The 20610-nt window shown below is 67.5% G+C and carries 20 protein-coding genes; 6 read left to right on the forward strand and 14 right to left on the reverse strand.

All coding sequences use genetic code 11. The annotated features are described in order from the left end of the window. Positions 1-51 precede the first annotated feature (51 nt). The 10 genes from A7X97_RS00380 to prmB form a co-directional block, all read right to left on the reverse strand. Positions 52-2070: a hypothetical protein gene (locus A7X97_RS00380; RefSeq protein ID WP_005417967.1), complete on the reverse strand. Its 2019-nt coding sequence runs from the start codon at positions 2068-2070 to the stop codon at positions 52-54. Next, positions 2070-2744, reverse strand: coding sequence for a DUF1449 family protein (locus A7X97_RS00385; protein WP_072168502.1), 675 nt, complete (start codon positions 2742-2744; stop codon positions 2070-2072). Before A7X97_RS00385 ends, A7X97_RS00380 begins: the two co-directional genes overlap by 1 nt. 168 nt (positions 2745-2912) lie before the next feature. Then, the gene (locus A7X97_RS00390; protein WP_072168503.1) at positions 2913-3569 is read right to left on the reverse strand and encodes a phosphoribosylanthranilate isomerase; all 657 of its coding nucleotides are present in this window, start codon (positions 3567-3569) and stop codon (positions 2913-2915) included. After that, positions 3566-4336, reverse strand: coding sequence for a tRNA pseudouridine(38-40) synthase TruA (truA, locus tag A7X97_RS00395; RefSeq protein ID WP_088497829.1), 771 nt, complete (start codon positions 4334-4336; stop codon positions 3566-3568). The genes A7X97_RS00390 and truA overlap by 4 nt, the downstream gene beginning before the upstream one ends. A gap of 33 nt (positions 4337-4369) precedes the next feature. After that, on the reverse strand, positions 4370-4732 hold the full coding sequence (locus A7X97_RS00400; protein ID WP_049414720.1) for a VOC family protein: 363 nt from the start codon (positions 4730-4732) through the stop codon (positions 4370-4372). Between the two features lie 26 nt (positions 4733-4758). Further along, positions 4759-6786 (reverse strand): FimV/HubP family polar landmark protein, encoded by a 2028-nt coding sequence (locus tag A7X97_RS00405; RefSeq protein ID WP_088497830.1) that lies wholly within the window; start codon positions 6784-6786, stop codon positions 4759-4761. 148 nt (positions 6787-6934) lie between these two features. Then, the gene (locus A7X97_RS00410) at positions 6935-7963 is read right to left on the reverse strand and encodes an aspartate-semialdehyde dehydrogenase (RefSeq protein ID WP_019660602.1); all 1029 of its coding nucleotides are present in this window, start codon (positions 7961-7963) and stop codon (positions 6935-6937) included. An 89-nt stretch (positions 7964-8052) separates the two neighbouring features. Continuing rightward, entirely contained in the window at positions 8053-9090 is a 1038-nt protein-coding gene (locus A7X97_RS00415) for a 2-hydroxyacid dehydrogenase (protein WP_088497831.1), read from the reverse strand. After that, positions 9083-10186 (reverse strand): chorismate synthase, encoded by a 1104-nt coding sequence (aroC, locus tag A7X97_RS00420; RefSeq protein ID WP_088497832.1) that lies wholly within the window; start codon positions 10184-10186, stop codon positions 9083-9085. Before aroC ends, A7X97_RS00415 begins: the two co-directional genes overlap by 8 nt. Then, the gene (gene prmB / locus A7X97_RS00425) at positions 10183-11112 is read right to left on the reverse strand and encodes a 50S ribosomal protein L3 N(5)-glutamine methyltransferase (protein WP_069139585.1); all 930 of its coding nucleotides are present in this window, start codon (positions 11110-11112) and stop codon (positions 10183-10185) included. The genes aroC and prmB overlap by 4 nt, the downstream gene beginning before the upstream one ends. A gap of 122 nt (positions 11113-11234) precedes the next feature. Here prmB and A7X97_RS00430 point away from each other — a divergent pair, with 122 nt between their 5' ends. Then, entirely contained in the window at positions 11235-11885 is a 651-nt protein-coding gene (locus A7X97_RS00430; RefSeq protein ID WP_072168509.1) for an SCO family protein, read from the forward strand. Then, positions 11882-12724, forward strand: a complete 843-nt coding sequence (asd, locus tag A7X97_RS00435) for an archaetidylserine decarboxylase (RefSeq protein WP_053501139.1) — start codon at positions 11882-11884, stop codon at positions 12722-12724. Before A7X97_RS00430 ends, asd begins: the two co-directional genes overlap by 4 nt. A gap of 111 nt (positions 12725-12835) precedes the next feature. On the opposite strand, the gene A7X97_RS00440 is transcribed toward asd, so the two are convergent. Further along, positions 12836-13183: a ribonuclease E inhibitor RraB gene (locus A7X97_RS00440; RefSeq protein ID WP_111007446.1), complete on the reverse strand. Its 348-nt coding sequence runs from the start codon at positions 13181-13183 to the stop codon at positions 12836-12838. 23 nt (positions 13184-13206) lie between these two features. Next, positions 13207-14817, reverse strand: coding sequence for a transglycosylase SLT domain-containing protein (locus tag A7X97_RS00445; protein ID WP_088497834.1), 1611 nt, complete (start codon positions 14815-14817; stop codon positions 13207-13209). A 122-nt stretch (positions 14818-14939) separates the two neighbouring features. On the opposite strand from A7X97_RS00445, the gene A7X97_RS00450 reads away from it, so the two are divergent. Together A7X97_RS00450 and greB are read left to right on the forward strand one after the other, a co-directional pair. Continuing rightward, on the forward strand, positions 14940-16445 hold the full coding sequence (locus A7X97_RS00450; protein WP_088497835.1) for a helicase HerA-like domain-containing protein: 1506 nt from the start codon (positions 14940-14942) through the stop codon (positions 16443-16445). A gap of 86 nt (positions 16446-16531) precedes the next feature. Further along, positions 16532-17038: a transcription elongation factor GreB gene (greB, locus tag A7X97_RS00455; protein ID WP_005418006.1), complete on the forward strand. Its 507-nt coding sequence runs from the start codon at positions 16532-16534 to the stop codon at positions 17036-17038. An 86-nt stretch (positions 17039-17124) separates the two neighbouring features. On the opposite strand, the gene A7X97_RS00460 is transcribed toward greB, so the two are convergent. Together A7X97_RS00460 and rimO are read right to left on the reverse strand one after the other, a co-directional pair. Next, a complete protein-coding gene (locus tag A7X97_RS00460; RefSeq protein WP_088497836.1) occupies positions 17125-17949 on the reverse strand; it encodes a DUF3025 domain-containing protein in 825 nt (274 codons plus the stop codon). Continuing rightward, positions 17946-19307, reverse strand: a complete 1362-nt coding sequence (gene rimO / locus A7X97_RS00465; RefSeq protein WP_072168513.1) for a 30S ribosomal protein S12 methylthiotransferase RimO — start codon at positions 19305-19307, stop codon at positions 17946-17948. The genes A7X97_RS00460 and rimO overlap by 4 nt, the downstream gene beginning before the upstream one ends. A 205-nt stretch (positions 19308-19512) precedes the next feature. Between rimO and A7X97_RS00470 the strand changes: the two genes are divergently transcribed. Next, a complete protein-coding gene (locus A7X97_RS00470; protein ID WP_065179170.1) occupies positions 19513-20184 on the forward strand; it encodes a dienelactone hydrolase family protein in 672 nt (223 codons plus the stop codon). Further along, positions 20181-20603: an HIT domain-containing protein gene (locus A7X97_RS00475; protein WP_049414742.1), complete on the forward strand. Its 423-nt coding sequence runs from the start codon at positions 20181-20183 to the stop codon at positions 20601-20603. Before A7X97_RS00470 ends, A7X97_RS00475 begins: the two co-directional genes overlap by 4 nt. Positions 20604-20610: the final 7 nt, after the last annotated feature.

A 20610-nucleotide genomic window follows, 5' to 3' on the forward strand; every position in this document is an offset into this window, starting at 1 on the left:
GCGGTTGCGGCCGGCGCGGGCGGGCGATGGCGGCGGCCATCGCCCGATGCATCAACGGGCGCTGTCGACCACGGTAGCCGACACGGTCGGTACCGCTTCGGCATCCTCGGCGATCTGGCGCGGCGCCGGTTCGGCCACGGCCACGCCCAGGTAGCGCTGCATCAGCTCCTGCACGATCGGGCTCTTGCCGGCGAAGCCTTCGATCGACTTGCCCAGCGACACCGCCTTGACCAGGTTCTCGAACATGCCGCCGTCGCCGCCGACCAGGTCGATATCGGCGTTGCGCAGCGCGCTGGCGATGACATTGGCGTTCTCGCGCGAGACTTCCTTGCCGGCTTCGATCGAGGCCAGCGCCTGCTTCAGGCTGTTGTCCAGCATCATGCGGAACTCTTCATGGCCACGTGCCTGGTCACTCAGCGAGGCGATGGCTTCGAACTTGCGCACCAGGCCCTCGGCCTCGGCCAGCAGCTTCTTCTGCACCACGCCGGCTTCGGCATTGCCCAGCGACTCGGTGGCGGTGGCACGGGCCAGGCCCATCTTTTCCTCACCCTGCGCCTGCGCCTGCAGGGTCTCGGCCAGAACGCGGGCTTCGTTGCTGCCCTGCTTCAGGCTGGCTTCGGCCTTGGCTTCGATCACGCGCGCTTCGGCAATGCCGACCTTCTCGATGGCCAGCGCCGAAGCTTCACGCACCTGCGCTTCGGCCAGGCCCGGCGCTGCCTGTTCGGCACGCAGGGCATCGGCCAACAGGCGCTTGGCTTCGGCCTGCTTGCCGGCCGCTTCATGCTCGGCCTGGGCCAGCGTGGTCAGTTCCACCGCGCGATGCTTTGAAGCGGTCTCGCGCGCCTGCGCTTCCTTGACTTCGCGCACCAGCGCTTCCTGCGCCTTGGCCTCGGCTTCCAGGATCAGCACCTGCTTCTGGCGGTCGGCCTCGGAGACTTCGCGCACTTCCTTGATGCGCTCCTCTTCCTGCGCCACGGTCTTGTCGATGGAGATGCGTTCACGGGTGATGTTGGCCACGTCCATCTTGCCCTGCTCGACCACCTTGTCACGCTCCACGCCCTGCAGCTGCACTTCACGATCGGTGGTGACCTGCTCCAGCTGGCGTGCGCGCTCCACGCGCTCGGCCTCGATGGCCACGGCACGCTGGCGGTTCTGCTCGGCCACTTCCACTTCGCGCAGGCGGTTCTGGTCGCGGATCTCGATCAGCTGCTGCGCTTCGATGCGGGCATTCTCGGACAACTGGCGCTGCTCCTCCTGCACCTTGGCGGTCTCGGCCTCCTCGCGTGCGCGGATGGTCTCGATCTCACGCTTCTGCCGTGCTTCGGCTTCGGCCTGCTGGCGTTCCAGGGCCAGCAGCGCTTCGCGCGCTTCCACGTTCTTCTTGGTGATGGCGAGCTTCTCGTTCTGCTCCAGCTCGTTGGTCACCACGTTCTGCGCGGCCGTCAATTCGGTGATCTTGCGGATGCCCTGCGCATCGAGAATGTTGAACTGGTCCAGCAGCGACTTCGGGGTCTGCTCCAGGTAGTCGATCGCCACGTCCTCAAGGACGTAGCCGTTCAGATCATTGCCGATCACCGCGATGATCTCGTCGCGGAACTCCTGGCGCTTCTCGAACAGTTCGGTGAAGTCGAACTTCTTGCCGACCGTCTTCAGCGCTTCGGAGAACTTGGCGTTGAACAGCTCGTCGACGGCATGCTTGTCCGATGCACGGTCGGCACCGATGGCCTTGGCCACGCGCAGGACGTCGGCCTGGGTCTCGTTGACCCGCAGGTAGAAAGCCACGGCGATATCGGCACGCATGTTGTCGCGGCAGATCAGGCCTTCCTTGCCGCGGCGGTCGATCTGCAGCGTGATCAGGCTGATCCGCATCAGCTCGGCGCGGTACAGCACCGGGATGATCAGCGCACCGGTGAAGTGCACCTTGGGCGTGGAGCTCATGTCGTTGACGATCAGGGCCACGCCCTGGTCGACCTTGCGGTAGAAGGCCTTGAACAGGCCGGCCAGGCCGAGCAGTGCGACCAGCAACACGGCTACGCCGATCAGGAAGGGGGCCATGGTTGCCAACGTCATCAGTGATTCTCCTTGTTGCCCGGAAGCAGGTTGTCCTGGAAGTCGAGGGCGACCGCGTCGGCGCGGACCACCCGGTAATGGTGTTGATCAGCCACGTGTTCGACCAGCACGATGCGCTCGCCACGCTGCAGTTCGATCTCGCTGCGCACCTGCAGCACCAGTCCGGCGCCGCCATCGTCGAAGGTGGCGTGACCGCCGCGGGCATCCACCTTCGGCGAGGCAACCACGCCGGTACGCCCCAGCAGCGAGGCCTGCGCCACCGGGCGCAGGCGCAGCAGGAACCTGCGGACGGGGCGCAGCAGCAGCGCGGTGAACGGAACCGCCGGCAACGGCGCCAGAAGGGCCACGACCGCACCGATCGCCCAGCGCAGCAGGTCCGGCAGCGGCAACAGCACGAACAGATGGACGAAATAGGTGACGATCCAGGCGAAGAAACCCAGCAGCGTCACCACAAGCATGAGGGGAACCCCACCGAGGCCCCAACGCGCCAGCAGTGCGGACAGTCCCTGCAGATCTTGTGGGTCGCCATGCAGCGCCCCATCGGCGCCGGCATCGCCAAACCCGTCGTCGACCAGACCGAAGGCCGCCAGTGCCCAATACAGCGCCGCCACCGCCAGCACGATGCTGTACGGCAGGGTCGGAAAACCGAACACGACGGTGAGGAACTCCTGCATCGCTTGCCCTCCTGGGCTGTGGGCTGCGGCCGCCCGTTCGGGGCGCGCCGAGTGCGTCCCGTCGATCCCCGCGCCAGCCCTCATGGCAGGCGCGCTTGGGACCATCCTATGTGAAGAATGCGTGCAGGCTCAAATCCAGGTCCAAATCACGGCAAATAATGACGCCAATCACTCGAGAACCGTGCAATCGGCTCGGCGCACTTCCTCGACGAAGGTGCGCATCCTGTCGCCGTCCTTGATGCCCGGCTCCAGTTCGATGCCACTGGAGACATCCACGCCCCACGGCAGGGTACCCAGCACCGCGTCGTAGACGTTTTCCGGGTTCAGGCCACCGGCCAGCAGGAACGGGCGATGCAGGCCGGTCGGGATCCGGCCCCAGTCAAAAGCCACGCCGGTGCCGCCACCGCCGCCCGGCGCGTGGCTGTCGAACAGGAAGCCGGCGGCGCTGGGATAGCGCAGCTGCAGGGTGCGGGCGTTGATCTCTTCACGGCCGCCCATGGCGATCGCCTTCAGGTACGGCATGTTGAAGCTGCGGCAGAAGCTCTCGTCTTCCTCGCCGTGGAACTGCAGCAGGGTCGGTCGTACCGTGCGCAGCACCTCGCGCACTTCTTCCTTGCTGTTGTTGCGGAACAGCGCCACCACGTCGACCATGGGCGCGATCGCCTGGCGCATCGCGCGTGCCTCGGCCGGAGCGACCCGGCGGCTGCTTTCACGGGCGAAGATGAAACCCACCGCGTCCACGCCCAGCTCACCGGCCAGGCGGACGTCGCCGGCCCGGGTCATGCCACAGAACTTGATGCGTGTGCGGTAGTAGGAACGGCTCATAGCGTGACCTCGGCGGGCAGGTGCCAGTTGTCGGGGTACAGGGGCCCAAGGAACACCAGGCCCTGCGGCGGTGCGGTGGGACCGGCTACGGTGCGATCGCGCCCGGCCAGCAGTTCGGCGATCCATTCCACCGGCTTCTCGCCACTGCCCACCAGGATCAGCGATCCGACGATATTGCGGACCATGTGATGAAGGAATGCATTGCCCTGCACGGCGACCTCGATCACCTCGCCCTGGCGGCTGACCTGCAGTGACTGCAGCTCACGCCGGGCGTGCAGCGCCTGGCACTGCACCGAACGGAACGCGCTGAAGTCGTTCTCACCGAGCAGGGCCTGGCCGGCGGCGTGCATCAGGGTCTCGTCCAGCGCGCGGCGCTCCCAGCTCAAGGTCTGCCGGTCCAGCGCGGGCCGCACTTCGCGGTTGAGCAGGCGGTAGCGGTAGCGGCGTGCGCGCGCGGAGAAACGCGCGTGGAAATCCTCGGCCACCGGCACGCACCAGCGCACTGCGATCGAGCGCGGCAGGCGGGTGGTAGTGCCCAGCATCCACGCGCGCGGATCGCGCACCACGTCGGTATCGAAATGCACGACCTGGCACTGGCCGTGCACGCCGGCATCGGTGCGGCCGGCACAGACCACCTGCAGCGGCGCATCGGCCACCGACGACAGGGCCTGCTCAAGGCTGGCCTGCACGCTCGGGCCACCCTCGCCCAGGTTCTGCCAGCCCCTGAAATCGCTGCCGTCGTACTCGACGCCAAGCGCGTAACGCATGTGCTACCTCAGATGTTGCGGGAGGGGCGGCGCTCAGGCCGGATCGCGTTCGGACCACACCGCCAGTTCGTTGCCACCAGGCTCGACGAACTGGAAACGGCTGCCGCCGGGGAAGGAAAACACCGGCCGCACGATCTCACCGCCAGCGTCAAGCACCGCCGCTTCGATCGGTGCCAGCTGGTCAGCGTACAGCACCAGCAGCGGGGCACCGGCATCGCTGGCACGCAGCGGCTGGCCGCGGAAGAAGCCGCCCTGCAGGCGGCCGTCGTCGAACGCGGTGTAGTCGCTGCCATAGTCTACGAACGACCAGCCGAACGCCTTCTCGAAGAAGGCGCGGCTGGCTGCAGGATCCGTGGAAGCGAATTCAACGTAGTCGATGCGGCGCTCGCGGCTCATGACGGGGTCCTTGTCGGCGGGTTCGATCACGGCAGGCGGGCCAGCAGTTCGCGGGCCTGGGCCTGGCAGTGCAGGTCGCCGCCCTCGGCCACTTCCTGCAGCAACGTACGCGCGGTCTGGGCATCGCCCAGGTCGAGGTAGGCGATGGCCAGCTCAAGGCGTTCCTGGCCGGCGCGCGGCGCCCAGCCGGCATCGCTGGCCGGCGGCGCAGTACCGTCTTCATGCGCCGCCGCGGCCAGCGCGTCATGCGGCGCTGCGCCCGAAGCCTCGCCGTCATGGTGCTCGGCCGGCAGGTCGAACACGCCGCGGAACTGCGGCTGCTGTTCGGCGTGCAGCGCGTAGTCCGGCACTGCCACCTCGCCAGGGGCCGCCTGCGCGAGCGGCTCATCCTGCGCGGCGGCGGCCGGCGCGGAATCCTCCTGCGTGACCACCGGCTCGTCCCAGCGCGGCAGGTCGGTCACTGCCTCGGGCAGCTCCATCACTTCGTCATCGCGCAGCGTCTGCGCCTGCCAGTCAGCCTGGGCGGCGACGTCGGCGACCGGTTCGGCAGCCACGTCATCCTGCCCCCCGGTTTCGCTCGCCCAAGCCGGCATCGCCGGCTCCTGGCGGCCCGCTTCGGGCACCACAGACGACCATGAGGACTGCTCGGCCAGCGTATCCAGCGCCGCGCCCGCCGGTACCGCAGCGGTCAGGCCGGCGGCATCGTCTTCGTCGCGCAGCGGCGGCAGCGGCGATGGCTTGCGACGACGCAGCAGCCAGGCTGCACCGGCCGCCAGCAGCAGCACCGGCAGCCCCAGCCAGTACCACGGCGTTGCCGCATCGCGGGTATCCGGTGCCTGCGCCAGTCGCTGCTGCGCGGCGGCCAGGTCGTTGTCCTTCATCGCGATCAGCGACTGCTGCTGTTCCTTGAGTTTTTCCAGGTCGGCGACGCGCTGCTTCAGCTCGCCAATCTCGGCATCGCGGGTCGCGATGTCCTCGCGTGCCTGGCGCAGTTGTTCGTTGCCCAGCATGTCACCCTCGCTGCCGGCTCCAGTGCCGGTGGTTGTGCCCGCGCGCGCGGCGTCGGAAGCCAGCGCCGGAGCGATTTCAAGTCGTGCCCCATTGGCCGCGGCCGGGGAAGAAGCGTTCGTGGTTGCCGCCGCGGCCACCGGGGCGACGGTACCCGCCGGTTGCGGCACGGTGCGCGCCTGCCGCCACTGCGCGGCGTGCTCGCGCACCAGCGCTGCGGCCTCGGCGGCATCGACCGCCGCCAGTGCATCGCTGCCGGGCATGCGCAGTACGGCGCCTTGCTTGAGCAGGTTGACGTTGCCGCGGATGAAGGCCTCCGGGTTGGCCCGCAGCAGGGCGATCATCGCGCGGTCGCGGCTGACCTGGTTGCCGCGGGCCACCGCGCTGGCGATCTGCGACAGGGTCTGCCCACGCTGGACGATGACGCTGCCATCGGCTGCCTGCGCGGCAGCGGGTGCAGCCCCTGCACGCGAGCGAGCCGATGCAGGTGCCGGCGCTGCCGCAGTGGACGGCGCAGGTGCGCTTGCGCTCTCCGCAGCGGCCGGTGCCGGTGCAACGTCACGGACGATGGTGTTGGAGAGGGTACCGGCCGGCGCGACGATTTCCGGTTCGGCCACCGCCAGTGCGCTGGAGGGCGCATCAACCAGTGCCGAGTATTCGCGCACCAAGCGGCCCTGGCCCCAGTCGGCCTCGATCAGGAAGCTCAGCGACGGGGTTTCGACCGGCGTCTGCGAGGTCACCCGCACCACCGCCCTGCCCTGCGCATTGCGGGTCAGTTCGAACTGCAGCTCGCTGACCAGCCCGGCCGGCCGCTGCAGGCCGACGCGTTCGAAGGTGACCGCAGAGGCCAGCGCGACGCGCAGGTTCTCCAGTTCGGATGGATCGGCCGAGACTACCGGGATTTCGGCCAGCAGGGGCTGGCCCGGCTTGGACAGGACACGGATGTCACCCAAGCCCAGGGCAAGCGCCGAACTGCTGGCCAGGGCCAGCAGCGCGGTGGAAAGATAGAGGAGCGGGCGCTTCGCGCCCCTGGCCCGTTTATTCATGGGCGACACTATAAAGCGTGCGGACCGGGGTCCGCACCCACCGAGGGGACCTTCGGTAGCGCCGGCCGCTGGCCAGCAGACACGCACGTCCACACATCACGGCAATGCCGGCCAGCGGCCGGCACTACCGGTGAGGCAACCGCTGTGATCAGCGCTGCTCGGCGGCGACCAGCTCGGCCAGCTGCACGGCGTTCAGGGCAGCGCCCTTGCGCACGTTGTCCGACACGATCCACAGGTTCAGGCCACGCGGGTGCGACAGGTCCTCGCGGATACGGCCGACATACACCGCATCGGTCCCCGAAGCATGGGTAACCGGAGTCGGATAGCCACCGGCCTCGTGACGATCCACCACTTCGATGCCCGGCGACTGCTCCAGCAGCGCGCGCGCTTCAGCGACGGTGACCTTGTCGCGGGTCTCGATCGCCACCGACTCGGAGTGGCCGTAGAACACCGGCACGCGCACCGCGGTCGGGTTCACCAGGATGCTGTCGTCACCGAGGATCTTGCGGGTCTCCCAGATCAGCTTCATCTCTTCCTTGGTGAAGCCATTGTCCTGGAAGTCATCGATGTGCGGGATCAGGTTGAAGGCGATCTGCACCGGGAAGCGCTGCGGATCGATCTCCTGGAAGCTGAGCAACTGGCCGGTCTGCTTGCCCAGTTCCTCCATCGCCGAGCGGCCACCGCCGGACACCGACTGGTAGGTGGACACATTGATGCGCTCGATACCGTACTTGCGGTGCAGCGGCGCCAGCGCCACCAGCATCTGCATGGTCGAGCAGTTAGGGTTGGCGATGATGCCGCGCGGACGGTTGGCGACCTGTTCCGGGTTGACCTCGGACACCACCAGCGGCACGTCATCGTCGTAACGGAAGGCCGAGGAGTTGTCGATCACCACCGCACCGGCGGCGGCGAACTTCGGTGCGTATTCCTTGGACACGCTGCCGCCAGCCGAGAACAGCGCGATCTCGACACCGGTCGGATCGAAGGTGGCCAGGTCCTGGACCTTGACCTTCTGGCCGTTGAATTCAATCTCGCCACCGGCCGAACGCTCGGAGGCGAGGACGCTCAGGGTGCCGACCGGGAAATCACGCTCGGCCAGGATCGACAACATGGTCTCGCCAACGGCGCCGGTGGCACCGACGACGGCGACGTGGAAACTGCGCTGTGCATTGCTCATGGGGAACTCTCACGAAAACGGGAATGGGGGAAAACACGCACGACAGCTGGGTTCGGGGAACCTCCTCAAGCGGGGCGCGCGGAGGTTCCCTATCGTTTCCCGGTTTTTTTGCCCAGCATCACGCGCGCGGCCATCGCCGCGTCAGCGTTGATCGAGCTCGGCATGCGCGACGGGCCGCCGTCCAGGCCGAGCCCGGCAGCCAGATTATCCACGGCCAGCTGTACCATCGCCGTGCGCGTGGCCAGCGAGGCGCTGCCGATATGCGGCGTGAGCACCACGTTGCGCAGCGCCAGCAGCTCCGGGCGCACCTTCGGCTCGCCCTCGTACACATCCAGGCCAGCGGCCGCCAGGTGGCCGTTGGCCAGTGCGTCGGCCAGCGCCAGTTCGTCGACGATGCCGCCGCGGGCGATGTTCACCAGGGTTGCCGTCGGCTTCATCTTCGCCAGCGCAGCTGCGTCGATGATGTGATGCGAGGCCGGCGTGTAGGGCAGCACCGTTACCAGATGGTCGGACTGTGCCAGCAGTGTATCCAGGTCCACGTAGGTCGCGCGGAGCGACGCCTCGGTGTCGGCCGGCAACCGTGAACGGTTGTGGTACAGCACCTTCATGCCGAAACCGTGCGCGCCGCGGCGGGCGATGCCCTGGCCGATGCGGCCCATGCCAAGGATGCCCAGCGTGCTGCCATGGACATCCGCGCCCAGCATGGTCTGGAACGACCACTGCTGCCACTGCCCGTCACGCAGCCAGCGCTCGGACTCGGTGATCCGGCGCGCGGTTGCCATCAGCAGCGCGAAACCGAGATCGGCGGTGGTTTCGGTCAACACGTCCGGCGTGTTGCTGGCCAGGATGCCGGCCGCGCTGAGCGCGTCGACATCCAGGTTGTTGTAGCCGACGCCGACATTGGCGATCACCTGCAGCTGGGTGGCATCGGCCACCTGCGCCGCACCGATGCGCTCGTTGAGGGTGATGATCGCGCCGTCGGCGCTGGCCAGCTGTGCGGCGATCTGGTCCGGCGACCAGGCGGTGACGGTGTCGGTGCTGCGCAGCTGCACGCGATCGCGCAGCGGCGCGATGGCCGCCTCGATCAGCGGCTGGCTCACCCACACGGTCGGCCGCGTGTCAGCCATCGATCTGCCCGGGAATGCGCGGGGTGATCGTGCCGACATCGCCGCACTGCGCGCGATGACGCAGCGCCTGATCCATCAGCACCAGCGCCACCATCGCTTCGGCGATGGGCGTGGCGCGGATGCCGACGCAGGGATCGTGGCGGCCGGTGGTGACCACCTCGACCACGTTGCCGTCCGTATCCAGCGACGGGCCCCGCAGGCGCAGGCTGGACGTCGGCTTCAGGGCGATCGACGCAACGACCGGCTGGCCGGTGGAGATGCCACCGAGGATGCCGCCGGCATGGTTGCTGGCGAAGCCCTGCGGGGTCAGCAGGTCGCGGTGTTCAGTGCCCTTCTGCGCGGCGCTGGCGAATCCGTCGCCGATCTCCACGCCCTTCACCGCATTGATGCTCATCAGCGCAGCGGCCAGTTCGCCATCAAGCTTGCCGTAGATCGGCTCACCCCAGCCCGGCGGCACGTTGTCGGCGACCACGTCCACGCGCGCACCGACCGAATCACCGGACTTGCGCAGCGCATCCATGTACGCCTCGAGTTCCGGCACCTGTGCGGCGTGCGGCCAGAAGAACGGATTGTCTTCCACCGCCGACCAGTCGAAACCGGCCGGGGTGATGTCGCCCAGCTGCGACAGGTAGCCACGCACGGTGACGCCGAAACGCTCGGCCAGCCACTTCTTGGCGACCACGCCAGCGGCCACGCGCATGGTGGTCTCGCGTGCCGAGGAACGGCCACCGCCACGCGGATCGCGGATGCCGTACTTGTGCCAGTAACTGTAGTCGGCATGGCCCGGGCGGAACTGCTGGCCGATATTGGCGTAATCCTTGCTGCGCTGGTCGGTGTTACGGATCAGCAGCGCGATCGGGGTGCCGGTGGTCAAGCCCTCGTATACGCCGGACAGGATCTCGACCTCGTCGGCCTCGCGCCGCGCGGAAGTGTGCCGGCTCTTGCCGGTCGCACGGCGCTGCAGGTCGTGGGCGAATTCGGCCGCGTCCAGCGCCAGCCCCGGAGGGCAACCATCGATCACGCAGCCGATGGCCGGCCCGTGCGACTCGCCGAACGTGGTGACGGTGAACAGCTTGCCGAACGAATTGGAGCTCACGGGCGCTGCGCCGCCAGTTCGGTGATGCGTGCGCTGTGGGCGATCAGCTCGCGGCATTCGACCGCAAAGATGCCCATCTGGCCAACCTTGAACTCGATCCAGGAAAAATCGACTTCCGGCAGCAGCTTGACCAGATGCTGTTCGGACTCACCCACTTCACAGATCAGCAGACCGTCTTCGCTCAGGTGCAGCGGGGCGTCGCGCAGGATCTTCAGCACCAGGTCCAGGCCATCGTCACCGGCACGCAGGCCCATTTCCGGCTCGTAGGAATATTCCTGCGGCAGGGCATCAGTCTCGTCGTTGGTGACGTACGGCGGGTTGGTGACGATCAGGTCGTAGTGGCGGCCGGTCAGGCCATTGAACAGGTCCGACTTGATCAGGGTGACGTTGTGCGCCTGCAGGCGCTCCTTGTTCTCCTCGGCCAGCGACAGTGCGTCGTCACTCAGGTCGACGCCGTCCACTTCCCAGTTCGGGTAGTAGTGGCCCATGGCGATGGCGATGCAGCCCGAACCGGTGCAAAGATCCAGCGCGCGGCTGACATCGCGGCCGGCCAGCCACGGTTCGAAACCACATTCGATCAGTTCGGCGATCGGCGAGCGCGGCACCAGCGCGCGCGTGTCACTCTTGAAGCTCAGGCCGGCGAACCAGGCCTCACCGGTCAGGTACGCAGCGGGGATGCGTTCGTCGATGCGACGCTGGAACAGTTCCAGCACGCGCAGCTTTTCGGCCTGCAGCAGGCGTGCCTGGCCGTAGGCCGGGCCGAGGTCGTGCGGCAGGTGCAGGCTGTGCAGCACCAGTTGGGTGGCCTCGTCCAGCGCATTGTCGTAGCTGTGCCCGAAGGTCAGCCCGGCTTCGTTGAAACGGCTGGTGCCGTAGCGGATCAGATCGATGATCGTGTGGAGTTCGGCGGCCGTTTCAGCGGTCATGGCGGTACTGCGGGCAAAGTGGCCCCCGATTATAGGGGCTGGCGCCCGCGGCGGCATCCGTTGCGGCGGAAACGATCGGGCCGCAGCCGGTATGATGGAGCCCATTTCGCGCGGGAGCCCCCATGTTCAATCGCAACGCCGGCATCATCCTGCTGATCGCCCTGGCCGCGGGGCTCGGCCTGCTCGCCGCCCAGCAGGTGTTCGCGCCGAAGCCGCCGGCCAACGCCCCGGCCACCGAAGCGATCACCCTGTACCCGCAGCCGCGTGAACTGCCCGACTTCAACCTGGCCCAGTCCGACGGCACCCGCCTGATCCCGGGCGAACTGAAGGGCCACTGGACCCTGGTGTTCCTGGGTTTCACCTTCTGCCCGGACGTCTGCCCGACCACCCTGGCCGAGCTGGCCGGCGCACAGAACCAGTGGGAAGCCCTGCCCGACAGCCTGCGCCCACGCGTGCTGTTCATCTCGGTCGACCCGGACCGCGACAGCGCCACCCGCCTTGGCGAGTACGTGCACGGCTTCCACAAGGACACCCTGGCCGCCACCGCCGATATCCCCTCGCTGGAGCGCTTCGCCACCTCGCTGGGGTTCGTGTTCCAGAAAGTGCCGGGCAAGCATTTCGACGAAAACCCCGAGGATTACACCGTCGAGCATTCGGCCAGCCTGGCCGTGCTCGACCCGCAGGGCCGCCTTGCCGGCCTGGTGCGCCCCCCGTTCAATGCGCCGGCGATCGCCCGCGACCTGCACAAGCTGACCGAGAAAACCGCCCCATGAGCCTCACCACCGCCCTGACGTACGCCCTGCCCCATCGCCTGCTGTCCTCGATGGCACGCTCGCTGGCGTACTCGGACGATCCGCGCGTGTCGCGCTGGCTGATCGACACCGTCACCCGCAAGTTCAACGTCAATCTGGACGAAGCGGCCAACCCGGACCCGCGCAGCTACGCAACCTTCAACCAGTTCTTCACCCGCGCGCTGAAGCCGGGCGCGCGCGTGGCCGATGCCGATCCGCGCAGCCTGGTGATGCCGGCCGACGGCCGCATCAGCCAGCTGGGGAAGATCGAGGCCGGCCGCATCTTCCAGGCCAAGGGCCAGTCATTCACCGCCGCCGAGCTGCTGGGCAGCGACGAGGACGCCAAGCCGTACAACGATGGCCTGTACGCCACCGTGTACCTGTCGCCGCGCGACTACCACCGCGTGCACATGCCGTGGACCGGCACCCTGCGTGAAACCGTGCACGTGCCAGGACGCCTGTTCAGTGTCGGTCCTGCGGCCGTCAACGGCGTACCGCGCCTGTTCGCACGCAACGAGCGCCTGGTCTGCCACTTCGACACCAGCTTCGGCCCGATGGTCAGCGTGATGGTCGGCGCGCTGCTGGTGTCCGGCGTGGAAACCGTGTGGAGCGGCGAGGAGATCCCGGCCTACGGCGATCGCATCACCCGCAAGGACTACCGCGGCCAAGGCATCAAGCTGGAGCGTTTCGCCGAGATGGCACGCTTCAATTACGGCTCGACCGTGGTGGTGCTGCTGCCGCCGGGCGTGGCCGAGTTCGCACCGCAGCTGGGCGCCGAAAGCCCGGTGCAGCTGGGCCAGGCCCTGGCAAAGCTGCGCTGACAAAAAGGGGACGGAGAGGATTAAGTCGTTTATGCATAAACGACTTAATCCCCTCCGTCCCCTTTTTCCACAACGGAATGCCGGCCAGCGGCCGGCACTACCGGTCGCGCGTTACTGCAGGACCGGGGCCGGTCCGACGTCCAGGCCGTCGTAGTCTTCCACGCCGTGCTCCGCGGCCAGCGCCGCGAATTCCTGGTTGCGGCGGTCCAGCGAGGCTTCGTCGTGGATTTCCACGCGCTCCACGTGCAGCACGTGGAACGGCGCGTCGCCCTCTTCCGGTTCCTGCTCGAAGAGTTCCACGAAGGTGTAGCCCTGTGCCTGCAGGTGCTGGGCCAGCGCCTGCAGCGGCTCGGCAGTGGAGTGCACGAAGAAGTACCCCCACAGCAACGGGCCGGTGATGTCCCAGTCGGTGTTTTCGCGGAGGTTGGCGAACAGGTTGCGGGTGGCTTCGAGGTCCATACGGATTCCAGTGGTCTTGGGAATTACTTGTCGCAGCCCTGCAGCTTCAGCGTCTGGCCATGGCGCAGGCTGTAGGCCGGCGCCTTCAGGCCGTTGGCGCGGGCCAGGGTCGGCAGGTCGCACTGGAACTTGGCGGCGATGGCGCCCAGGGTCTCCCCCCGGCCCACCTTGTGGCTGCGCGCCGGCTTCGGCCGGGCGGCCGGCGCCGGGCGCGGTGCCGCCACTGCAGCCACCGGTGCGGTCGGCACGCTGGTGGATGCAGCCGCGTCGGCCACCGGCACCACGCCGCCCACCGCCACGCTGCCGGTATAGCTCGACGCGGCCGGGCGCTTGATCGCCGCGTTGAGATCAGCGGTGATCAGCGTGCGGGCGAGGTCGGCACGCGGGCCACTGACGCAGTTGCGCTGGTACAGACCGGCGATGCGGGTGGTGGCATTGATCAGCGTGCCGGCCGGGATCCAGCCATCGGCCTCATAGCGCGGGTTGAGGTTGCGCAACGCACGCATGTAGCCATCGCGGGTACCGTGGCTGCCCAGGCAGATGGTCAGTTCATAGATGGTGGTGGACTTGGCCAGCCGCAGCGTGGCCGGCTGCGCGCTGATCTTCGGGAACTCCACGCCGTACTGCTGCGGGTGCAGGAAGATCCATGCCGCGGCAATCACCATCGGCACGTAGTCCTTGGTCTCGCCCGGGAACTGGTTGTAGACGCTGTCGGTCCAGAAGCTCTGCCCACCGCTCTGCTTGAACACGCGCGCAGCACGGCCTTCGCCACCGTTATAGGCGGCCACCGACATTTCCACGTTGTTGTTCAGTTCGCGCAGGCGCTCGTTGAGGTAGCTGGCGCTGGCCTCGGCGGCGCTGCGCGCGTCGAAGCGGGTATCGAAGCCGGTGCCGTCCGGGCCCAGGCCGAAACGGCGGCCAGTGGCTGGCATGAACTGCATCAGGCCGGCGGCGCCGGCGCGCGAGGAAGCATGCACACGGCCATTGGATTCCTTGGCCATGATCCCGAACAGCAGCGCCTCGGGCAGGCCGCGCTTTTCCCACTCCGGCCACATCACCGCGCGCAGGTTCTGGTAATTCTCGTAGCTGGTCAGCAGCGCCGGGCGCATGTCGGTCAGCCAGCGGCGGATGCCGGCCTGCACCGCCGGGTTGTACTCGACCATCGTGTCGAAGGCGTGCCGCTTGTCGTTCAGCAGCGCGGCAGCGCGTGCGGCCTCGGGCACGTCGGCGGTGAGCGGGCCGATGTGATCCGGGTCGGCTTCCAGGCGGTCACCGCTCTCGTCGGCCACGTCATCGCTGGCGGCGGCATCGGCGTCGTGCTTGAGCAGCCGCTTGTAGCTGGCCAGCAGGGTCCCCATCTGGCAGCCCTTCTGCTTCACGCAGTCGTTGAGGACATCTTCCATGTCCTCCAGCGCGGCATCGGCCTCGTTGCTGCCCTTGGGGTCGGCATTGGCGACCAGCAGCAGGGCATCGCCGTAGCGCTTTTCGGCGGCGGTCATGCGCTGCTGCAGCGCATCCACCTTCACCTTGTCCCGGGCCGAAACCCGCTGTGCGTGGGCGTCGGGCGCCAGGGAAACCAGGCCGGCCAGGGCCAGCAGCGGCCAACCGCGGGAAATCAGGACAGGAACGGGCATTGATGGCACTGTGTGCAAAACAGGCAGGCAGAGTAGCGGCGCCGCCAAGGTCCGGGCAAGCCGACCTTCGGACCGTCACTGCCGGCGGTTAACATTGGGCTATTCATCACAAGGGCTGGACAATGGATCCGATTCTGCTCGGCAAAGGCATTACCGACGATATTGCCGTCACCCTGCTGCCGAAACTCGGCAACCGCCACGGTCTGGTGGCCGGCGCCACCGGTACCGGCAAGACCGTGACCCTGATGACCCTGGCCGAGGGCTTCTCGCGACGGGGCGTGCCGGTGTTCCTGGCCGATGTGAAGGGCGATGTCTCCGGCCTGGCCGTGCCCGGCAGCGGCGCCGAGAACCTGCTCGAGCGTGCCGTCGAGATCGGCGTGGCCGACTATGCGCCGGCCGCCAGCCCCACCATCTTCTGGGACCTGTACGGCAAGCTGGGCCACCCGGTGCGCACCACGGTCAGCGAGATGGGCCCGACCCTGCTGTCGCGCATCCTCGAATTGAACGACACCCAGGCCGGGGTACTCGACATCGTATTCAAGCTGGCCGACGACCGCGGCCTGCTGCTGCTGGACATGGACGACCTGCGCGCCCTGCTCGGCCTGGTTGCCGAGGAGCGCAAGGACATTTCCACCGAGTACGGCCTGGTCAGTGCGCAGTCGATCGCGGCGATCCAGCGTTCGGTGCTGCGCCTGGCGCAGGACGGTGGCGAGCATTTCTTCGGCGAACCGGCGCTGGAACTGGCCGACATCATGCGGGTCAACCACGACGGCCGCGGCATGATCGGCATCCTCGCCGCCGACCAGCTGGTGCTCAAGCCCAAGCTCTATTCCACCTTCCTGCTGTGGCTGCTTTCGGAACTGTTCGAGCAGCTGCCGGAAGTGGGCGACCTGGACAAGCCGAAGCTGGTCTTCATCTTCGACGAGGCGCACCTGCTGTTCGATGATGCACCGCCGTCGCTGGTGCAGCGCATCGAGCAGGTGGTGCGCCTGATCCGCTCCAAGGGCGTGGGCGTTTACTTCTGCTCGCAGTTCCCCGACGACGTGCCGGGCAACATTCTCGGCCAGCTGGGCAATCGCGTTCAGCACGCACTGCGTGCGTTCACCCCGCGCGACCAGAAGGCGGTGAAAACCGCGGCCGAGACGTTCGTGCCGAATCCCAAGCTGGACGTGGCCAAGGTGCTGAGCCAGCTCGGCACCGGCGAGGCACTGGTATCCACGCTGCAGGACAAGGGCGTGCCGATGCCCGTGCAGCAGACGTTGATCGCGCCGCCGCGCTGCCGGATGGGACCGATCACCGAGGCCGAGCGTGCACAGGTACGCGCCGGCAGCCCGGTCGGCAGCCGCTACGACACCGCGATCAACCGCGAATCGGCCGCCGAACTGCTGGCCCAGCGCGCGCAGAAGAGCATCGAGCAGGCACAGGCGCCGGCCGCGCGCAGCCGCGAGCAGGACGAAGCTCAGGAAGGGGGTTTCGGCCAGGCCATCAAGGACGCGATCTTCGGCACCAAGCGCCGCCAGGGCATGATCGAGACCATGGCCAAGCAGACCACGCGCACCGTCGGCACCAAGCTGGGCAACCAGATCGTGCGTGGCATACTCGGTGGCATCTTCGGCGGCAAGCGCTAGATACCCCTGCTGGGGTCAGAGCCCTCCCGCAAGGGAGGGCTCCGACCCCGCTCCCCATTCGTCATCCAGAAAAGAAGTCGTATTGCATGTCCCGTTGGCGTCCCCCCGCAGAAAAAAGCACCGCCCTGATCACCGCTTCCGGGCATGCGCGACTGAAGGCCGAACTGGATGAGCTATGGCGCGTGCGCCGTCCGGAGGTGGTGAAAGCGCTCGCCGCCGCTGCCGCAGAAGGCGACCGTTCCGAGAACGCCGAGTACACCTACCGCAAGAAGCAACTGGGCGAGATCGACCGCCGCGTGCGCTACCTGACCAAGCGGCTGGAATCGCTGCGCGTGGTCGATACCACGCCAACCGATCCGCTGGCAGTGTTCTTCGGCGCGTGGGTGGAACTGGAGAACGTGGACAGCGGCGACACCAGCCGCTACCGCATTGTCGGCCCGGATGAGACCGATGCGGGCCTGGGCTGGATCAGCATCGATTCCCCCCTGGCGCGTGCGCTGCTGAAGAAGCGGCTGGATGATGAGTTCTCGGTGGAGCTGCCCGGCGGGCAGTTCACCTTTGCAGTGATCGGCGTGGAGTACGAGCCTGTGTAGCGTCGAGCCATGCCCGACCTCGCCGCCGTTGTAGAGCCGAGCGCATGCTCGGCTGAAGCGCCGCGCAGCCGGGCATGGGCTCGGCTCTACAACGGTGGCGGGTACGTGCGCCCTGCACGCAGCGGGCGGAAATAGTCGGCATTGCGGTAGAAGGCGGAATCCTGCACGTCGTGCCAGCCTGGGATTCCAGCCAACGGCAGCGGACGCAGCTGCAGCGGATCGGTCACTGCCCTGCCCTCGGCAATGGCCGCAGTCATCACGTCAACGCAGGCAGCATCGGCATCACCCTGCACCACCACGCACTTGCCGACCAGCAATCGCCCCGGCAGCAGTGCCTGTTCCATCAGCGCATGCCCGAATACCACAGTGATGGCGATGTCACCGCTCTGCCAGTTCACCGGCTCAAACAACGCGGGCCAGTCGTGTGCATCCCAGGCAGCCAGCAGTGAGTCATCGCGCACACGCACGATCACGCCGGTTTCGTCGAACTGGGTCAAGGCGGCCTGCGCGCGGTTGCGCTGGCCGGGTGGCATCGCCTCGATATGCAGGCACTGCCGCACGTTGAGCGCGCGCTTCAGCTGCGGCTGTGAGGCCCACACCAGCGCATTGAACAGGTCGTGCCAGTTGCCGGCACGGGTGGCGATGCGTCCCTGCGCGATACGCACTTCGTAGTGCAGGCCATCGGCCAGCAGCGCGGCGTCCTGTTCAACCAGGCGCTTGCCAGGCACGGCCAGGCGTGCATCGAGCGCCGCGATGGACGGCCATGCGGTGCCGTCCAGCAGGTCACGGAAGTCCTGAAGCCCGGCAAACAGCGGGTGCTCGAACCGCCGTGCAGCTACCGCCGCACGTGGCGGCGGTACGAAGCGCCGTGAACCGCCGCCGTTGCCGGTGGCGGCCGTCGCTGCGATCACAGCACCTTGAGGTCGAACGCCGGACGGGGGGCGGCCGCCAGCGCGTCACCGTACAGGTCATGCTCGTCGCTCTCGGTGATCTCCACGTCGACGAATTCGCCCACGCGCAGCGGCACCTGGTCGGCATTCTGGATGTGCACCAGACCGTCGATCTCCGGGGCATCGGCCTTGGAGCGGGCCACGGCGATGTCGCCTTCGATGCCGTCGACCAGGCACTGCTGCACGGTGCCGATCTTGGCCTCCAGGCGCGCGGCGGAAATCTGCGCCTGCTTCTCCATGAAACGGGCCAGGCGTTCCTGCTTCACCTCTTCCGGCACGGCGTCAGGCAGGTCGTTGGCGGTGGCACCCGCGACCGGCGAGTAGGCGAACGCACCGACGCGATCCAGCTGCGCTTCGTCAAGGAACGACAGCAGTTCCTCGAACTCGGCTTCGGTCTCGCCCGGGAAGCCGACGATGAAGGTCGAACGCACAGTGATGTCCGGCGCGATACGGCGCCAGTTCTGCACGCGCTCCAGGGTCTTCTCCACCGCGCCGGGGCGCTTCATCAGGCGCAGGATGCGCGGGCTGGCGTGCTGGAACGGGATATCCAGGTACGGCAGGATGCGGTTCTCGGCCATCAGCGGCACCACTTCATCCACGTGCGGATACGGGTAGACGTAGTGCATGCGCACCCACGCATCCAGCTCCGACAGGCCTTCGCACAGCGCCTTCAAACGGGTCTGGTAGGCCTTGTCGCGCCACATCTTTTCGGCGTACTTCACGTCCACGCCGTAGGCCGAGGTGTCCTGCGAAACCACCAGCAGCTCGCGCACGCCGCCACGCACCAGGCGCTCGGCTTCACGCAGCACCTCGTCGACCGGGCGCGAAACCAGCTTGCCGCGCATCGACGGAATGATGCAGAAGCTGCATTTGTGGTTGCAGCCCTCGGAGATCTTCAGGTACGCGTAGTGCCGCGGGGTCAGCTTGATACCGTAGTCGGGCACCAGGTCCACGAACGGATCGTGCTTGGGCGGCAGTGCTTCATGCACCGCTTCCATCACGCTCTGGTAATCCTGCGGGCCGGACACCGCCAGCACGTTGGGGTACGCCTCGCGGATCTGCTCCGGGCGCTTGCCCAGGCAACCGGTGACGATCACCTTGCCGTTCTGGTTCATCGCCTCGCCGATCGCGTCCAGCGACTCGGTCACCGCAGAATCGATGAAGCCACAGGTGTTGACCACCACCACGTCGGCCGAATCGTAGGACGGGACGATGTCGTAGCCTTCCGAGCGGAGCTGGGTGAGGATGCGCTCGGAATCGACGAGGGCCTTCGGGCAGCCAAGACTGACGAAGCCGACTTTGGGGTTCAGCTGGGACATGGAAATCGCGGGACTCTGGGGGCCTGGGCCCCTGCCGCCATGGCAGGGGTTCCTGGGGGCCGGGGCCTGAAAGGGCGCCAGTATACCGGGGTTGGCGGCCGCGCTCTGAATGCCCAGCCGACCGATACGGCACAGCCACTGACGCCGCGCTAACCGGCGCAGCACCGACAATGCAGTTCTGTTTCCAGCAACGAGGAAGATGACGATGGCCGAGTGGATCACCCTGGATACGCATCACGGCCCGGTACGGGCCTGGCAGGCCCTGCCGGAAGGCACCGCGCGCGGCGGCCTGGTGGTGGTGCAGGAAATCTTCGGCGCCAATCCGCATATCCGCAGCGTGGCCGAGCGCTTCGCGGCGGAAGGCTATGCGGTGCTGGCGCCCTCGTTCTTTGACCTGCTCGATGGCCCCGACGCCGATCCGGACGCGCTGCCCTACGACGCCGACGGCGTGAAGCAGGGCCTGGAACGGGTCGGCGCGCTGGGCATGGAGCGGGCGCTGGAAGTGGTCCGCGCGGCGGCCACCCGGCTGGCCCCCTACGGCAAGGTGGGCACCGTCGGCTACTGCTGGGGCGGCACGGTGGCGATGCTGTCCGCAGTGCGCCTGGGGCTGCCGTCGGTCAGCTACTACGGCGCCCGCAACGTCCAGTTCCTTGATGAGACACCCAAGGCGCCGGTGATCTTCCACTTCGGCGCCCAGGACCGCAGCATCCCACCGGAAGCCGTGCAGGCCCACCGCGAGAAGCTGCCGCAGATGGCCACCTACGTCTATCCGGCCGATCATGCCTTCAACCGGGAGGTCGGACATGCGTATGATCCAGACAGCGCCGCCCTGGCGCTGCAACGCACCCTGGACTTCTTCTCGGAGCATCTTGGATGAGCGAATTCGAACTCGATTCACGCCTGGCCACCGATAGCGTGCTGGTGGCGGAAGGACCGTTGTCGCAAGTGCGGCTGATGAACGACGAACGATTCCCCTGGCTGGTGCTGGTACCGCGCCTGGCCGGGGTCACCGAGTGGATCGAGCTGGACGGCGAGCAGCAGGACAAGCTGCGCACCGAGCTCAACCGCGCCTGCAAGGCCCTGAAGGGCTCCGACGGGGTGGAAAAGATCAACATCGGGGCGCTGGGCAATATCGTGCGCCAGCTGCACTTCCATGTGATCGGCCGCCATGACGGTGATCCGGCCTGGCCGGGCCCGGTCTGGGGCAGCGGCCCAGCGCACCGCTACGAGCCGGCGGCGCTGGACCAGCATGTCGCCTACTGGAAGGAACGGCTAGGATATCCGGCCCTGTCCTGAGCCTTCG

Source organism: Stenotrophomonas sepilia, assembly GCF_003244875.1.
Taxonomy (GTDB): Bacteria; Pseudomonadota; Gammaproteobacteria; order Xanthomonadales; family Xanthomonadaceae; genus Stenotrophomonas; species Stenotrophomonas sepilia.

Excerpts from the sequence above, each read along its gene's own strand:
- A7X97_RS00440 (WP_111007446.1), bottom strand. The coding sequence starts at position 13,183 with ATGGACCTCGAAGCCACCCGCAACCTGTTCGCCAACCTCCGCGAAAAC.
- A7X97_RS00430 (WP_072168509.1), top strand. The coding sequence starts at position 11,235 with ATGTTCAATCGCAACGCCGGCATCATCCTGCTGATCGCCCTGGCCGCG.
- A7X97_RS00405 (WP_088497830.1), bottom strand. The coding sequence starts at position 6,786 with ATGAATAAACGGGCCAGGGGCGCGAAGCGCCCGCTCCTCTATCTTTCC.
- greB (WP_005418006.1), top strand. The coding sequence starts at position 16,532 with ATGTCCCGTTGGCGTCCCCCCGCAGAAAAAAGCACCGCCCTGATCACC.
- rimO (WP_072168513.1), bottom strand. The coding sequence starts at position 19,307 with ATGTCCCAGCTGAACCCCAAAGTCGGCTTCGTCAGTCTTGGCTGCCCG.
- A7X97_RS00470 (WP_065179170.1), top strand. The coding sequence starts at position 19,513 with ATGGCCGAGTGGATCACCCTGGATACGCATCACGGCCCGGTACGGGCC.
- A7X97_RS00385 (WP_072168502.1), bottom strand. The coding sequence starts at position 2,744 with ATGCAGGAGTTCCTCACCGTCGTGTTCGGTTTTCCGACCCTGCCGTAC.
- A7X97_RS00410 (WP_019660602.1), bottom strand. The coding sequence starts at position 7,963 with ATGAGCAATGCACAGCGCAGTTTCCACGTCGCCGTCGTCGGTGCCACC.
- A7X97_RS00390 (WP_072168503.1), bottom strand. The coding sequence starts at position 3,569 with ATGAGCCGTTCCTACTACCGCACACGCATCAAGTTCTGTGGCATGACC.
- A7X97_RS00450 (WP_088497835.1), top strand. The coding sequence starts at position 14,940 with ATGGATCCGATTCTGCTCGGCAAAGGCATTACCGACGATATTGCCGTC.
- A7X97_RS00415 (WP_088497831.1), bottom strand. The coding sequence starts at position 9,090 with ATGGCTGACACGCGGCCGACCGTGTGGGTGAGCCAGCCGCTGATCGAG.
- A7X97_RS00445 (WP_088497834.1), bottom strand. The coding sequence starts at position 14,817 with ATGCCCGTTCCTGTCCTGATTTCCCGCGGTTGGCCGCTGCTGGCCCTG.
- prmB (WP_069139585.1), bottom strand. The coding sequence starts at position 11,112 with ATGACCGCTGAAACGGCCGCCGAACTCCACACGATCATCGATCTGATC.
- truA (WP_088497829.1), bottom strand. The coding sequence starts at position 4,336 with ATGCGTTACGCGCTTGGCGTCGAGTACGACGGCAGCGATTTCAGGGGC.
- asd (WP_053501139.1), top strand. The coding sequence starts at position 11,882 with ATGAGCCTCACCACCGCCCTGACGTACGCCCTGCCCCATCGCCTGCTG.
- A7X97_RS00380 (WP_005417967.1), bottom strand. The coding sequence starts at position 2,070 with ATGACGTTGGCAACCATGGCCCCCTTCCTGATCGGCGTAGCCGTGTTG.
- A7X97_RS00400 (WP_049414720.1), bottom strand. The coding sequence starts at position 4,732 with ATGAGCCGCGAGCGCCGCATCGACTACGTTGAATTCGCTTCCACGGAT.
- A7X97_RS00475 (WP_049414742.1), top strand. The coding sequence starts at position 20,181 with ATGAGCGAATTCGAACTCGATTCACGCCTGGCCACCGATAGCGTGCTG.